The organism is Thermanaeromonas sp. DSM 22490 (genome assembly GCF_056378755.1).
This window is the reverse complement of sequence record NZ_JBJHHE010000001.1, coordinates 264,031-279,311: the sequence shown is the minus strand read 5'-3', so window position 1 is coordinate 279,311 and position 15,281 is coordinate 264,031. Positions and strand designations below refer to the sequence as shown.

Sequence of the window (15,281 nt, the reverse complement as noted above, 5' to 3'; positions counted from 1 at the left end):
ACCCCCCGGCTTTTTTATTCGCCGGAGAGGGCTAATTTCCTTCTACTGGGGTCGCAATATGGTTTCCGAACGCATTACCGGTTGCTCTTCCCTCTTGGTTTCTTTTTTGCCCCGGCCCAGCAATTCTTGTATACGCTCCAAAACCTGAGGCGTCAAGTCGATCAAGCGGTCCACTACAGCATTACCATCTACCGGCAGCAGGCGTATCTGGTTTTTTCCTACTACCAGAAAGCCCACCGGTTGTACGGAAACACCGGCACCGCTGCCACCGCCAAAGGGTAAACCCTTACCGCCTTCGCCCCCCTTTTCCTCCTGACCTAATTCATATTCTGAACCGCCGGCAGCAAAACCAGCGGTTACACGGGAGACGGGAACGATTACCATACCATCAGCCGTCTCAATGGGATCGCCTACTACTGTATTTACGTCCACCATTTGTTTAATGCTTTCCATGGCTGTCTTCATCAGTGCTTCGATGGGATGGTCGCTCAATTTCATCTTGCGCCCCCTTTTGTTTGCGGCATAACCTCGTGTATGCCTTATAAGCCAATAATTGCCTAGTTCAAGTTCGGTGCTAATAATATGGCTCAAGAAAAAGGCAAATATGCATTTCCTGTAATTCCCCGGTTAAGATCTCAGGCCAGACAGCAGCAGATATCGCGACAGGCAATTTTAAGCCCCCTTTTTTCGGCCAACCGCATAAGCAGCGCTGAAGGGTAGGCCACGGCGTTAACTCCGGCCAAAAGTGCGTAGATCTCCATGCGCTGCGCATACGATCCCCCGGGCCTGGCGCAACCCAGACGCAAATTGGCTTCTGGTGCGATAATCCTGGCAGCAGCCACTACCTTTATGGCGGAAGCCGGTTCTGGCGGAGTAACCCCCTCCATGGGAGTGCCCGGAAGGGGTTTGAGCACCACGAACACCACATCCTTGAGGCCTCGGTTCAAAACCCCGCATACCGCCTCTAACTCTCCCTTTAGCCCTCCAAAGTGCAGGCCCAGGATCACGTGGGGAACAACCTTGAGCCCCTGCTCAAGAAGGACATCCAGAGTGTTCCAGTAGGGTACTGCTCCCCGGGCGACCCCGCAGACACTGCGGGCAGTCTCGTCATCGCCGATGACGTCCACCAAAACCCGGTCAATGCCGCAAGACCTCAGGGCCGCTGCAGTCTCTGAGTCGACAATCCCAGTATGAACTACAACCGCTAACCCCAGATCTTTTAATCTAGAGAAGGCCTCAAAAAACGCTGTAAGGGGAACCCTTCCTCCATGGTCGGACCCGCCGCTCACCAGTAAACCCATGCATCCCCGTTCGGTTAACCGCTCCCCCAGTTCTACAAGCTCTCCGGGAGAGGATACATGATACATATCCTCCAGGATCTTTGCCCGGCAGTGGAGGCACTGGAGTTCACACTTAGTACCGGTGAGACTGACCGCTGGAAAAATATATCTGTTATTCCGGTGCAAGCCGTTATCGAAGTGTTTGGCCCCGGGAGCGGCTACCACGAGCTCTGGGGGGAAATTGGTCTCGCGAACTCGCCAGGCCGCGGCAAGAAGTTCTTTAAGGGGCAGGCGGATAAGCTCGGTAAAAAGTTGGCGTAGTTCCAATCCGACTGTCAGCTCTCCTTTCCCCTTTCCTGGTTCCTTTTGCTGACGCATAAGCCGTAGCCTTAGCGCCATGACCTCTACGACCACAATTGTCTACGGATGAGGAACAGGTCCCGTTCCTCGGGCGGGAAGGGAAAATTGCGTATCAGTCTGGACGGCCGCTCGTTACCGTAAGGACGGTTACAGGCGACGGTACGGCCATCCCTGCCGGGGCAACCTGAGGTCATGAACGGCACGCCTGTATTTATAACCTCTTCCAGCAGTCCTTCCCCTATCCCGAAGTCCACCAGGCGCCCCGTGGAACTAAAGCGCATACCCTCGAGCTTCGCTAGGCCCTCGTTGATGAGGTAACGGGCGAGCTGAATTCGGCGATACCGCCCCAAGGAAGGCGGCCTGTGCCCTTGCATGAGGCTCCCCGGTTCGGGGAAAAAGCTGAAAAGATGCGTACGGGCACCCAGGTCCTGGGCCCGCTGGATGGCGGCTACCAGCTCATATTCTGTTTCCCCCAGCCCTACGATCAGGTGAACCCCTACGCGCCCTGCGCCAAAAACACTAACTGCCTCTTCCACACCCGCCCAGTACCGCTCCCAGCGGTGCGGACCTCCTGCTTTTCTGCCCCGCAAGGCCTCAAAAAGTTCCTTTGTAGCACAGTCCACGGCGATGCCCGCCATATCTACACCGGCTGCCTTGAGCTCTTCAAGCTCTTTTCTGCCCACACAAGTAGGAGTTATGAGGGCGCTGACCGGCAGGTCAGTCTCTCCTCTCATACGGCCGGCAATATACAGTAGGTCCCCTATAGCGCGCCGGTGCGTCTGCATGGCCACGCACACCCTTTCTAAACCCCGACCATCCGCTTTCACCCGGGCAATTACCTGGTCCAGGGGAACAACAGGCCAATCGACCCGGATGAATGATGGGTCCCCAGCCGACTGCCTATTGCCGGCCAGGCCGCAGTAGGCGCAGCGACCGGCGCAACGCTCATCGTAGGTCAAAAGAAGGTTTAGGCCCCGAAGCCTCGCCTCACGGTGAAAAGACCCTTTAGCAAATCCCAAGGTGATGGCAGCAGCGGTACTGATCCTGACCCAGCAGGGACTCGTGCGGCTCACGCGTAACTTCCCCCTTCCCTCCCACGAACCTGTAGAATTTCTTAAGCCGGTTGGCAATCCGTGTGCGAAACGACCTTGGAGTGAAGTGTCCCCAGTTCGCTAACAAACGTGAAAGTATAAGAAATCGGTGCGGTTTACTTCCTCAACCGTAAAATAGCCCATCAAGCTTGCTTCCCTCACAACTGCCACGCCTCCCTCAAGAGTGAAGTAAGCGCCTGCGCATCCTCACTCCATCCGGCCTCCATGCGCCTGCGGTGGCTTACAGCCCGGATCAACGGGGGCCTAAAGAATTCTCGCCACTCCTCATCGTAGCTGGACAGCGGGGTTGCATCGCGGAAATACCGCACCGCTGCCCGGCCCGCGAGTTCTCCGCTCTGCACGGCGGACAGGATACCCGCCCCGGTCACCGGGTGCGTAAACCCGCCGGCATCGCCGCACAGGATAATCCCGCCTGAACAGCAGCTCCGGTACGGCCCGCTTACGGGTATGAAACCTCCCGTGCGCCTGGCGATCCTTCTCTTCTCCCACCCCAGAAAGACAAGAAACCGACCCAGAAGACCGCCAAGGTCCGGCCAACGCCCGTCCGCCCCGCCCCCGGTCACCCCCACCCCAACATTAGCCGTAGGTCCTTTGGGGAACACCCAGGCGTAGCCGCCGCAAAAGGCGGGGTCAAAATATACCCGGGTTACTCTCAGCGGTTCCGGCAGCTCTACCTCAACCTGGTAGGCCACCGCCAGCCTGTGGGGCCGGTAACCCACGGCCCTGGCCACGATCGATCGCGGGCCATCGGCCCCCACGACTACCCGCCCCTTTACAGTCAGAATCCTGCCTTTTTTTCTTACTATAACCTCGTCTTCGGCTAAAGCCAGGACGCAGGTGCCCGTCCACACCTCCGCCCCAGCCTCTACCGCCTGCTGGGCCAGGGTAGCATCAAACACTTCGCGATGGAGAAGATATCCCGGGGCGCGCACAGTAAAAGTCGTGCCATCGGGAAAACGGGCTTCCATTCCTTCTACCCTCAGGGCCACCGCTTCCCCCGGGATTTCGACCTCTAGGTTCATAAGGGCCGGCACGTATTCGGCACATTGGACCGGGAAACCCGGCCGCGTCTTTCGCTCGACGATGAGGACCTTAAGACCTGCATTGGCTGCTGTCCGCGCAGCAGTACTGCCAGCCGGTCCCGCTCCCACTACTATAACATCGTACTCCCGCATCTAACCTCTCGCCCTTATATTCTCGCTGCGCTACGTGAAGGGTCGCGCTTATATATTGGGAGTGGTCACCCCGCTCGGATACGGCGCAAGCCTCGCCATAAGAAGCTCAAGGAGGTCCAGCTTAAGTCCCGTCTGGTTCTCAAAGCGCCCGGCATGGGCAGCGCCTTCCTGTTTCAATTCGTAGCAAGTAGAACTGTCCAGGTCTACCAGGACGCCGGGGAGCCCTATGCGCTCGAAGTCACGGCGGTGCTTAGTGAGGAAGGCCTCGCAGCAGCTCCCGAGAAAGGCGGGAATGCCTTCGCTTTTTAGGCGCCGCAGGACCCGGGAAAGCATCTCGTAGTTCTGGATAGTCACCGGCTTTAGGCCGTATTCAAGGGCCAGGCGGTAGGCCTCCCCCACGTCGCAGCGGCCGCAGAGGCTACACCCCTGGCGAAAGCGGTAACGGCAGGTGACCAGCTTGGCGCAGTACGGAAGGAGCACTACCGGCGCGGCGGTGATGCCCGCAAGGGTCCCTACCACGGTGCTCACGTCATTTACCCGGTCGGCCGGGATCCCCCAGGCAGGGTAATCCTTCTTGCTTAATGCGTCGCGGAGCACGGAGGTAAAGTCGGCAACGGTTATGCCCGGGAGGCGTGCCCGGCTCCTGTGAAAAAACTCCCGCACTGCGTCGGCCGCCGCGTCCGCGGAGGCCTCTATCCCTCTGAGGCTCGCTTCCAGATCGTAGATCGCTCGGCGGGGGTGGGCGAAGAAATCGCCGGTGAAATAGACAGCCTCGACTCGTTCCTTATCGGCAGTCAATACCAGGGAGCAACGTAGGAAGCCGCCACGGGTCTTACGTCCTGCTTTAAGTACCAGCTTGTCCCCCGGCGTCCTCACCGCGTTGATCCACTCGTCGGATTTAAAATAGGGCAGGCGACGGGCTAGCAGCGCTTCCTCGTACTCAGTGAGCCCCGCGGGGACCAGGTTCATCTTGAGCTCCCTGGCCAGTTCCTCCGCGATGGCCTCCTTTATGGTGTTCAAGGGTGGTACCCGGCCCAGCTCCCATTTGAGGCAGGTAACCCGCTCTTTAAGAGAATTTATCTCCTTGGCCTTGAGCTTCTCGGTAGGGATCTTGAGGACCTTAAGCATGGTCTCTACGTCGAAGTCCACCAGGAGCGTTCCCTGGTAAAGAAGAGCGCCGTGCAGTTCGGTACCACCGGTCCCCGAGATCTTCCGTCCCCTGACCTCAATGTCGTTTCGTGGGCGATAGGCGGCCGGTGCCCCCAGTTTCATCAAGGCCCTGGCCACCGCGCCGCAAACTTGTGCGTACAGGCGCTCTATCTTACGCTCAAGGCGGGGGTTATCCCAGGTGGTAACTATCTCCCAGCCGAGCTGCAGCGAGTCCCAGTAAAGGGCGCCACCTCCCGTCAGGCGCCGGTTTATCTCTATGCCGTGGCGGTCGCAGAACTCCAGCCTTACTTCCTGCTCCACTACCTGGTGATAACCGACCAGGACACAGGGCGGGTCGAACTGCAGAAAGCGGAGGGTGTCCGGGATGGCCCCCTCGGACCTGGCGATGAGCAGCACCTCGTCCAAGGCCATGTTCTCGGCCGCCGTCCTCACACCCGTGTCCAGAAGCCGCCATTCCGAATGCATGGTCACCAACCTGCCTTATCCGCCGTCTCGAGCTGCGCCAGAAAACCCTGCACCTCCCGGATAAGCTCTCCTGGATTGCAGGGACCGGCGGCGGCAAACTTTATCTTGCGCGAATCAAGTCCGGCTTCGGCAAGTCTCTGACGTAACCCTTCCACCCGTTTGGCGGCCCGAACAGTTCCGTACACATGCTGGCAGGCGCGGCGGCGGCAGCCCAGCACCATAACCCCGGAAGCTCCCCGCTCTAGCATAGCCAGCACCGTCTCCATATCCACAGAGCCAGCGCAAGGAACCGGCACCCACGCGATATTTTGGGGTAAAGCCAGGGCCCTTTCTTTCGCTTCTTTGAGCGAACGCCAGGCTGAGTGCTGGCACAGAAAGGCTATCGCGCCTTTCCCGTTGCTCCCGATGGCTTCCATAAGGCCTGCGGGTGTCATATCGCCGGAGGCCTCCAGACCCCTGGCGGGGCATTCGGCTGCGCAAAGGCCGCAGCCCCAGCAGGACTTCTGGTAGACCAGAGCCTTGCCCTCCACCGTCACAGCTCCGTGAGGGCAGGTACGCGCGCAGGTAAGGCAGGCGGCGCAGTAACCGGCCTCACGTCGGCTTGCGGCACACTTAAGGTCACTCTGGGCTCCATACGCCGTGCCAGAGGCAACCGCCAGCGCGGCCCGTGCAGCCAGCAGAGCCTGCTCCCGGGCGACCTCCTGGTTCTCGGGAGCAAGGCCAGCTCCCGCCAGGAAGACCCCACGCCGGGAAGTAACGACGCCTCCTCCCGAGACTGCTTCGTCCACGTCCGCCGAAACACGTGAGAACACCGCCCGCCAGATCTGCTGGGCTTCCGGAGGCAGGGACAGCTCTTCCCCCACAATAAGCGCTGAAGGGAAAAGCTTAACCTCCTCTGGCCGGCCTTCCACGGAGGTGGTGGGGTCGGCGAAAAGGAGGTTTTTCCCATCCCAGGCGGGACGACCTGCGGGCTTAACGAAAACCACTCCTGCCTCCCGCAGCCTCCCGTACAGGGCTTCCAGGTGAGGAGCCGCCCCTACTTTCACCTGCCGGGCCAGGTAGTAGATTTTCACCTTTGATCCCAGGTTCTCCCGTACAGCCCGGGCGTTTTCCAGGGCCAGGGCGTGTACGGCCGGAGGGGAACCGCTATTTACATCCAACCAGAACACCACCGGCCCGCCCGTCTCCGGAACGGAAAACGACCCGGTGACAAGGTCCTTGGCGAGCTCCGCCTGGGTCGTTGCCGGTACCGGCGCGCGGCTTACAAAGCGCGGGGCTAGGATAACGGCCTTAAGTTTAACCACCCTAACTCCCTGACCCGGTACCTTAACCCAGGCCTCAAAGTTCTCCGGCTCTCCGTTAAGCTTAATTAACTCCGCACCCTCCCACAACAGGAGAAAGCCCTCTCGTCCCCCTGCTTCCCGCCAAAGCTCCTTGGCCATGAGGCCTGTAGGGTCGGCCGGGTCCCAATTGCCGCTGTCGGCAAGCATGAGGACGGAACACCCCGCGGCGAGCACCTCACGGGCAACGAGCAACCCTGAGGATCCGCTTCCCCAGACCAGCACGTCAGCGGCATGCTCCCGGGACTGGGCGATTCCGCCACTTGCGCCGGACCGGAGAACGCTTTCGGCCGCCTGCTCACCAGCCGCGCGCCCGTCCAGCACCGCTGTCTTGATGTCCATGGGACCGCGGCAAGAGCCGGCCAGGAAAACCCCTTCGCGAGCTTGCTGCCAGAAACCGCTAATATAGTGCGCCCCAAGCATGCCGGGAAGGGGATTGTCAAGGGACGGAGCCAGGCCCACACTAAGCACTATGTGATCGAACTCGGCAGCCTCGATCCTGCCGACCTCGAGGTCTTCAAAGCGGAGAAGAAGGCCGGCCTCCCCTTTTCTCACTTCTGCAGGAAGGCCGCGCACGAAGCGGAGGCCATAAGTTCTAAGCTCCTCGAACACCTCCTCGTCCCGCTGGCTATTGAACTGCAGGTCCATATAAAAGATCGCGGCCTCATCCACGAGCCCCAAGGTATACAGGCGCAAGAGCAGGCGAAGGCTTACCCCGCAGCAGAAGCGCGAGCAGTAGTCCCGTCCGAGCCTTCGAGAGCGCGAACCGGCGCACTGGACAAAGGCCCACCGCCTGCCTGTAAGGGCTTGCCAATCCTCGGCGGCAAGAAACCGCTCCAGCTCCAGGGTGGTCAGGACCTCTGGATAACGGCCCCAGCCGTACTCGGGAAGAAGGTCAGGCTCGGGTGAGGAAGCGCCGGTCGCCACCACAATGGCTTTCGCTTCCACGGTTCCGACTTCATCTGCCCCCACCTTTACGGCACCCTGGGGGCACACTTCGGCACAGGCCCGGCAGCCTCCATTGTATGCCCTGCACCTGTGTCGCCGGATGATGAGGCCCTGGCGGGTACGCCGCGGGAGCATACTGATAGCCTTCTCCGGGCAGGCATCAATGCACCTGCCGCAGAAGGTACAGAGTCGGGGGTCTATGGAAGGAGAGGTTCGTATTAGGCGAATCTTAAAGTCGCCCGCCGTACCAAGTGCCTCACCGGCATAAGAACCGGTCAGCACCTGGACGCGGCTTTCGGACTCAAGCTCCTCTAGAAGCTCGAACCCCAGGCATATATTGCAGGAACTGCACTCTTGACCTGCCTTGCAGGCGTATTCAGCCCAACGGCCGCCGATAAAAGCCTCTTTTTCCACCAGAAGGACTCTAACACCGCGAGAGGCGGCGCTTACTGCCGCGGCCATACCGGCCGGCCCGCCGCCGAGCACCAGAACATCGCAGGTATAACGCAAGGGCTTTACACCCCCAGTTTTTCCAGCACGCTGTCCGCAGGAACCTGGTTTAGCTCCAGGCCCAGCTCCTCATCAGGGTTAAGTCCCAAACTTAAGCCCAGGAGCTGGGGCAAATAGAGCACGGGCAGTTCAGCTTCGCCCTGCCCAGCGCAGAGCGCGATCCCGCAGGCCGGACAGGCCACCACCATGCAGTCCGCACCTGCACGCCAGGCCTGTTCTACCTTGGCCGCTGACATCTTTGCCATAAGGTCCGGCCTTAGAGCCATTAATCCTCCCCCGCAGCAGTCCTCTTTTCCCTCATAATCAATGCTCTCCGCTCCGGTGGCCACCACCAGCCGGTCAAGGATCCCCTGGTTACCAGACCACCCGTAGCCCTCCAGCCCGTAGGCGCGGTATGCTTCCGAAGGCCGGGCGAAGTGGCAGCCCTCGTGTACGGCCACCTTAAGCCCTGCTAGGGGCCGCCGCACCAGCTTCTCGAAATCAAATCCCGCCAGGACCCGCAACAAATGCAGCACGCGGGTCCCGCCTCGGTAGCTAAAACCTGCCATTTCTAACTTCTGCCGTACCTCGCGTCCGAGGCCCCCATCATCCGCCAGTAACAGGTCCGCCTCCATAAGGTTGGAAGCGCAAGCGTTGCACAGGGTCATGATAGGGATGCCCTCGTCTCCAACCTGAGCGAGGTTATAGGCCGCGATCAAGAGGGCCGCGTTCCTGTCCAGGCTCTTAATGGGATAACCACAACAACGAAAACCGGCTACTTCTACGAGTTCTACCCCCAGGAAATCCATGAGCTTCCTGGCCGCCAGCTCATACCCCAGGGCCCTGACCGGGGCACTGCAGCCGGGGAAAAAGGCGAAGCGCTTCACCCCTACTCACTCCCCGCCAGGCCCGCGGCCCTTATGATGTCGGCAAGTCTCCCAACTTCCTCATCCAGGGGTGGCAGTCCCAGTTCCTGACGGTACTCGTTGTGAAACTCATCCACCGGGTAGATCCGCCCCTCATCAACCAGTACCTGAATAACCTGTTCCAGACCCTCCGGGGCGAATCCTCTTCTAAAGGCCAGGTTTCTAAGCTCCAGGATAACCTCGGCCGTCTTGACGTCCTCCGGGCACCTTTCCTGGCAGGTCAAGCACCCCAGGCAGTACCAGAGCTTCGGCTCCCGCGCGGCTTCCTCCTCCCGCCCCGTCTGTATCAGCCTGATGTACCGCCGCGGATTATAACCGGCGTCCAGGGCGGCTACCGGACAGCCGGAGGTGCACTTGGCACACTGATAGCAAACCATCTTGCCTTCATCCCCATGCCCTCTGCTTATATATTCGGAAAATCGCGGCCTGATGGTCTATCCACAGAGGGGGTACTAGCACCGGCACCCCCGGAGCCTATTTCTTATGCTTGGCCGCCTCCTTCTCGATGAAGGGAACAAGCGTTTCCCCCTGCATGAGCGTTGTAAGCTCTGAGGGATCATCAATCTTGAGCCTCACCATCCAGCCGGACCCGTACGGGTCCTCATTCAACAGGCGAGGGGCGGTCTTCAAGGCCTCGTTCACGGCCACCACCTCACCGCCGACCGGGGCGTAAACCCTGCCTACCCACTTGGCCGACTCCACCGAAGCCAGGGGTTGCCCCTTTTTGACCTTCTTGCCTACCTTGGGTAGCATCACATGCAAGAAGTTGCCGGCGAGCTTCTGGGTGAAGTCCGTCAGCCCCACTACGACCTCCTGTCCCTCGACCTTAGCCCAGCCGTGCTTCTCGTCGTAGTACAGTTCATCTGGGAAATAAAATTCGCCTATCTGCATTCCCTGATGCCTCCAACCTATTTACAAGTTGCCGAAAAAGGCGTCACCGCTCTTACCGCCCAGTCCCGGATGGGCGTCGAACCGGACTGCTCCCACGACGGCCTTCCCTCCTACCGCCCGGACCACCCGGGCCACTCCCTCGTGTCCGAACCCGCCACAGAGCTCGATGGCCGCCACTCCTTCCGCTACCAGGTCCTTGGCCACCTTCTCGGCCGCGGCGTAATCCGCAACACCTATCACCACAAGCTCAACTTCAGGGGTGTCCACGCTAGCCCGGTGAACCGCCGGGTCGGCGCCAGGTGCCACAAACACGAAAGCAGCTTTGAGGGCCATGCGTCCAACCTCCTTTTATTCTTCTTCAAAGGCATCCAGGCAGTCCTGGACAAGGGTAGCGCAGTAGGCCGTGGCCGGGGAGCCTCCGAAGGCTATGGCCTCCGCGGCCGCCTCCAGGATCTCCTCCCTGGTGGCACCCGCCTCCAGAGCCTTTTTAGCGTGATAGGCAATACAGTACTCGCAGCGGGCATAAACTCCTATGGCCACAGCTATCAGCTCTTTGTACTTAGCCGGAATAGCCCCTTCAGCAAAACACCAATTAGTGAGCCTCACAAAGGCGTCAGCCACTTCGGGGAGGTCGTCACCCAGACGGCCGAGGCCAGAAGTAAAATCTTCTAAGAGCTTATTGGGGTCCTTACCGTTCATCTGCCACTTCCTCCCAGCTGCCGTTATTGGTCTTAATACTACCTGATATCGGCACTATATATGCCGCCAATGCTTGACGCACTATAACCCGACCAGGGTATTATTCAAAGGTCAGATGAAGATCTTATGGGGCTTTTCAAGGATTTCTTTGAGATAGGTCAAGAAAGCTGCAGCAGGGGCGCCGTCCACCAGACGATGGTCGAAGGAAAGGCTCAAGGTGCAGAGCGGCCTTATGCAGATCTGCCCCCGGTAAACAGCAGGCGTGTCCACCGTGCGTCCTACACCCAGAATGGCCGTCTCCGGCGGATTAATTATAGGGGTAAAAGCGTCCACCTCGTACATCCCCAGGTTAGATAGGGTAAACGTACCGCCGCCCATGTCGTCAGGGGTGAGCTTCCCCCGCCGGGCCTTGCGGGCGAGCTGCTTCACCTCAGCGCTTATCTGCATAAGGGTCTTGCGATTGGCTTCCCTCACCACCGGCACGAACAGGCCTGCTTCAGTAGCCACGGCCACGCCTATGTTGATCTCCTCCAGCTCCTTCACACCCTGAGAACAGAGCACGGCATTCATATAAGGGTAACGCTCCAGGGCGAAGGCCACTGCCTTGACCATAAAATCAGTCACCGAAACTCTCTCCCGTTCCGAGAGCCCCTCGTTGACCTTGGCCCGATACTCCTGAAGCTCTCCCATATCCACGGCAGTAGTGATGGTAACCTGGGCATTGGTGAGGTGGCTCCTCACCATGTTTTCGGCGATTATGCGGCGCACCCCTTCAAAGGGTGTAACCAGTCTAGCCGGCCGTTCGTCTACCGGTACCTCGAAGGCCTGGGCAAAAGAAGAGAGAGCGCCGCCAGTCGCAATCTGAGGCCCTTCCGCTGCGGGTGCTTGAGTCGCCTGCCGTTTCTTCTCTTCAATATACCGCTCCACGTCTTCCCTGGTGATGCGGCCTTCAGGACCGGTGCCGGTAAGTTCGGCGAGGTCGATACCGTGCTCTTCGGCAAGCTTCCGCGCAATGGGCGAGGCCTTAAGCCGTTCTCCGCTCGCCGCGCGGCCAGCGGGCACCGGCGCCGCACCTCCTGCCTTTTCAGCCATGGGCGCAAGCGGTCTTACCTCGGCCAGCAAGGGTTCAATGTTTTCCTCCGCCCCCGCGATTATTCCCAGCACCGTCCCTACCGGGACGGTGAAACCCTCGCCTACCAGGATTTTTCGCAGCAGTCCGTCGGCCTTCGCCTCCACCTTAGCGATAATCTTGTCGGTGATGATCTCGACAATAACCTCGCCCTTCTTGACCGCCTCGCCTTCCTTCTTAAACCACCTGCCCACCTTACCCTGCTTCATAGTCAAACCCAATTTAGGCATGAGCACTTTTTCAGCCATTAGCTTCGTCCTCCTTGGTTTGTCGACCGCTTCCAGTCCTCAGCACCATCCCTACATCCACCACCCAGGGGCCGTCGTCGCGTAGCTTCACCGCATACTCCCGACCGCGTAGTTCTATCTCCCGCTCGCCGTCTAAAGCCAGCACCCCGCGGTCGGCCTTCACCTCAACCTCCTCCCCCGGCCGGAGGAGGCGCCAGCGCCGCACCGTCACCGGCACCACTAGACCGGGAGCTATAGGGGCCAGGACTTCCTCCCCCGGCGCTCCCACCTCTACCTCCATTCCCATAGGTTCAAAGGCGTCTATGGGAAATAACCGTGCCCCTATAGAGGAAAGCCCAATATTCATGGCCTCCGAGCGGGTGAGAACGAGCTGGCGGAGCTTTCCCGGGTCCCAGACAGCGCGGCTGCCAATAAAGCTGTCGGTTATGACAGCCACGTCCACCAGGGCCATATCAACCTCCAACCCGTTTTTGAGCACGACCAGGCGCTTGCACCTTTTCACCAGCCCCTTGCCGAAGGCTTTGCGCGTGGCCATCAAGCCGGCCGCCAGACCGGCGATGGTACCTTCCAGCATCTGGGGAAACACGTTATTGGTGCCAGTAGAAAGAGGGATGAGCGGCACCTCCTCGCATCCCTTGGCCACCACGCGATTGGTGCCGTCGCCCCCCAGGGTGATAATGCACCTTACCCCCAGGCGTGCCATCTCCTCGGCTGCCCGACGCGAATCCTCCGGGGTACAGGTTAAGGAAAGGGGCAGCGGGACGACCCTCAGGTTCAGGCGGTGCTGGGAATAGACGCTCTCCTGGGCTCGCGGTACGATACCGAAGTATTCGGGCATATACCACACTTCTTGGACACCAACGGCCGCCAGGCCCAGGAGGATACGCTTGACGATGTTAACTTTTTCCATATTATCAAAAACAGTACCGTAGGCCACCAGGCGGCGGATATCCTTACCCGCCGCCGGGTTGGCGATTATGCCTACCGAGCCCAAAATGTCCGCGCTCCCCTCCTGTCGGAAGTAAGCTCCTGATCCGGTTATCTGTTGACCACCGCTTGGACCGCCGCTATGATCTTGGCCTCGTTGGGGAGGTAGGCGTCTTCCAGGCGCGGGCTGAAGGGTACCGGCGTGTCAGGAGCCGTCACCCGTTTTATAGGTGCATCGAGGTAGTCGAAGGCTTCTTCGGCCACTATGGCAGCGATCTCTCCTCCAAAACCGCCGGTGCGGACGGCCTCGTGCACAATTACCAGGCGGTTGGTCTTCTTCACCGACCTGATAATGGTTTCCTTATCGAGGGGTACCAGGGTCCTTAAGTCAACAACTTCTACCTCAATGCCTTCCCCAGCCAGGACCTCGGCCGCAGCCAAGGCCTTGTGCACCATCCAACTCCAGGTAACGATGGTAACATCTTTGCCCTCCCGAACCACCGCAGCCTGGCCCAGGGGTACGGTGTACTCACCCTCAGGGCATTCGCCGGTCAGGCCATAGAGCTGTTTGTGCTCGATAAATATTACCGGATTATCATCACGAATGGAGCTTATAAGGAGGCCCTTAGCATCGGCCGGGGTAGACGGCATAACCACCTTGAGGCCAGGAATATGCGCGAAGAGCGCCTCCAGCGACTGGGAATGCTGGGCAGCGGCCCGCATGCCCGCGCCTGCCGGCGTGCGGATTACTATAGGTAGTTTCGCTTTGCCGCCAAACATATAGCGCATCTTAGCTGCCTGGTTTAAGATTTCATCCATACATACTCCCATAAAGTCGATAAACATTATTTCTACACAGGGCCTTAGGCCCGCCGCCGCTGCCCCCACGGCGTGCCCAACGATGGCCGTTTCACTTATGGGGGTATCCTTTACTCTGGCGGGGCCGAATTCCTGGTATAGTCCGTGAGTCACTCCAAAAACTCCGCCGAAAATTCCCACATCCTCTCCCGCAATATAGACGGTGGGATCCCGGCGCATCTCCCAAGCCAGCGCCTCGCGAATGGCTTCGGCATAGGTAATCTGCCTCATGTTCTATCTCCCCTCCTTTTTATGCATATACATCCTCTAATAATTCGCTCTCTTCGGGCTCCGGACTGCTTTCCGCAAACTCTACCGCTGCTTCTATCCGGGCTTTAGCTTCAGCCTCAATAGCGTCCAGTTCCTCCCGGGTGGCGTAATTCTTCTCTATAATCTGTCTGGCCAGTCGCGTGATAGGATCTTTAGCCAGCCACTCTTCTTGCTCCTTGAGATCCTTATAAACCTGCTGGTCGCCTTCGAAGTGGCCGCGATGCCGCCAGGTCTTGGCTTCTATGAGGCTGGGCCCGTCGCCGTGCCTGGCCCGGGCAATGGCTTCGGCAGCAGCCTCGTAGACGGCCAGCACATCGTTCCCGTCTATGCTCACCCCGGGGATGTTGTAGCCCCCGGCCCGGTCGGCAATATCCGCTACGGCGGTGCTATTGCGCTGGTAATTGGATATGCCATACATATTGTTTTCACAGACATAGACTACCGGAAGCTTCCAGATAGCAGCTAGATTAAGGGCCTCGTGGAAGGTCCCGCGGTTAGCCGCTCCGTCTCCAAAAAAGCACACGCTGACCGCTCCCTCGCCCCTCGTTTGGCAGGCCAGGGCGGCGCCGGCAGCTATGGGCTGGCCCGCGCCCACGATACCGTTAGCGCCCAGGATCCCCAGGGATACGTCGGCTATGTGCATGGACCCGCCTTTGCCCTTGCAGTAGCCGGTCTTCTTGCCGAAGAGTTCGGCCATCATCAATTTCACGTCACCGCCCTTGGCAATAAGGTGACCGTGGCCCCGGTGGGTACTGGTTATAAAGTCTTTGGGCGTTAGATTAGCGCATACACCCGTGGCCACCGCTTCCTCCCCTACATACAGGTGGACAAATCCCGGAATCCGCCCTGCCGCGAAAAGTTCCGCTGCTTTGAGCTCAAAATTGCGGATGGTTACCATGGTCCGGTAAAAACTTAAAAGAAGTTCCTTAGTTATTTCCATAGCTTCTTAAATCCCTCCTTAAACTTAAGTTGTGGAACTACTTTGAACATACTA

15 protein-coding genes are annotated in these 15,281 nt (G+C 59.3%); all 15 read right to left on the bottom strand.

What is annotated here, in order from left to right; genetic code table 11:
* Nucleotides 1-42: 42 nt before the first annotated feature.
* Nucleotides 43-492, bottom strand: a complete 450-nt coding sequence (gene ytfJ, locus AC1BI1_RS01420) for a GerW family sporulation protein (RefSeq protein WP_476715505.1) — start codon at nucleotides 490-492, stop codon at nucleotides 43-45.
* Nucleotides 493-635: 143 nt separating this feature from the next.
* Nucleotides 636-1,607, bottom strand: coding sequence for a radical SAM protein (locus tag AC1BI1_RS01415; RefSeq protein ID WP_476715468.1), 972 nt, complete (start codon nucleotides 1,605-1,607; stop codon nucleotides 636-638).
* A gap of 77 nt (nucleotides 1,608-1,684) precedes the next feature.
* The gene (locus tag AC1BI1_RS01410) at nucleotides 1,685-2,713 is read right to left on the bottom strand and encodes a radical SAM protein (RefSeq protein WP_476715467.1); all 1,029 of its coding nucleotides are present in this window, start codon (nucleotides 2,711-2,713) and stop codon (nucleotides 1,685-1,687) included.
* A 176-nt stretch (nucleotides 2,714-2,889) separates the two neighbouring features.
* A complete protein-coding gene (locus AC1BI1_RS01405) occupies nucleotides 2,890-3,927 on the bottom strand; it encodes an NAD(P)/FAD-dependent oxidoreductase (RefSeq protein ID WP_476715466.1) in 1,038 nt (345 codons plus the stop codon).
* Nucleotides 3,928-3,975: 48 nt separating this feature from the next.
* Nucleotides 3,976-5,562, bottom strand: coding sequence for a lipoyl protein ligase domain-containing protein (locus tag AC1BI1_RS01400; RefSeq protein ID WP_476715465.1), 1,587 nt, complete (start codon nucleotides 5,560-5,562; stop codon nucleotides 3,976-3,978).
* 2 nt (nucleotides 5,563-5,564) lie between these two features.
* A complete protein-coding gene (locus AC1BI1_RS01395) occupies nucleotides 5,565-8,360 on the bottom strand; it encodes a hydrogenase iron-sulfur subunit (RefSeq protein ID WP_476715464.1) in 2,796 nt (931 codons plus the stop codon).
* A gap of 5 nt (nucleotides 8,361-8,365) precedes the next feature.
* Nucleotides 8,366-9,226 carry a CoB--CoM heterodisulfide reductase iron-sulfur subunit B family protein gene (locus AC1BI1_RS01390; RefSeq protein ID WP_476715463.1) on the bottom strand — a complete coding sequence of 287 codons (861 nt, stop codon included), beginning with the start codon at nucleotides 9,224-9,226 and terminating at the stop codon, nucleotides 8,366-8,368.
* Between the two features lie 2 nt (nucleotides 9,227-9,228).
* On the bottom strand, nucleotides 9,229-9,642 hold the full coding sequence (locus AC1BI1_RS01385) for a 4Fe-4S dicluster domain-containing protein (RefSeq protein WP_476715462.1): 414 nt from the start codon (nucleotides 9,640-9,642) through the stop codon (nucleotides 9,229-9,231).
* A gap of 97 nt (nucleotides 9,643-9,739) precedes the next feature.
* A complete protein-coding gene (gene gcvH / locus AC1BI1_RS01380) occupies nucleotides 9,740-10,156 on the bottom strand; it encodes a glycine cleavage system protein GcvH (protein ID WP_476715461.1) in 417 nt (138 codons plus the stop codon).
* A gap of 21 nt (nucleotides 10,157-10,177) precedes the next feature.
* Complete coding sequence (locus tag AC1BI1_RS01375; RefSeq protein WP_476715460.1) at nucleotides 10,178-10,489, bottom strand: DUF6506 family protein; 312 nt, start codon at nucleotides 10,487-10,489, stop codon at nucleotides 10,178-10,180.
* Between the two features lie 15 nt (nucleotides 10,490-10,504).
* Nucleotides 10,505-10,855, bottom strand: a complete 351-nt coding sequence (locus AC1BI1_RS01370) for a carboxymuconolactone decarboxylase family protein (RefSeq protein ID WP_476715459.1) — start codon at nucleotides 10,853-10,855, stop codon at nucleotides 10,505-10,507.
* Nucleotides 10,856-10,966: 111 nt separating this feature from the next.
* Nucleotides 10,967-12,232 (bottom strand): dihydrolipoamide acetyltransferase family protein, encoded by a 1,266-nt coding sequence (locus tag AC1BI1_RS01365; protein ID WP_476715458.1) that lies wholly within the window; start codon nucleotides 12,230-12,232, stop codon nucleotides 10,967-10,969.
* Nucleotides 12,225-13,226, bottom strand: coding sequence for an ATP-NAD kinase family protein (locus AC1BI1_RS01360; RefSeq protein WP_476715457.1), 1,002 nt, complete (start codon nucleotides 13,224-13,226; stop codon nucleotides 12,225-12,227). Before AC1BI1_RS01360 ends, AC1BI1_RS01365 begins: the two co-directional genes overlap by 8 nt.
* Before the next feature lie 44 nt (nucleotides 13,227-13,270).
* On the bottom strand, nucleotides 13,271-14,248 hold the full coding sequence (locus AC1BI1_RS01355) for an alpha-ketoacid dehydrogenase subunit beta (RefSeq protein ID WP_476715456.1): 978 nt from the start codon (nucleotides 14,246-14,248) through the stop codon (nucleotides 13,271-13,273).
* Between the two features lie 19 nt (nucleotides 14,249-14,267).
* A complete protein-coding gene (locus tag AC1BI1_RS01350; RefSeq protein ID WP_476715455.1) occupies nucleotides 14,268-15,227 on the bottom strand; it encodes a thiamine pyrophosphate-dependent dehydrogenase E1 component subunit alpha in 960 nt (319 codons plus the stop codon).
* Nucleotides 15,228-15,281: the final 54 nt, after the last annotated feature.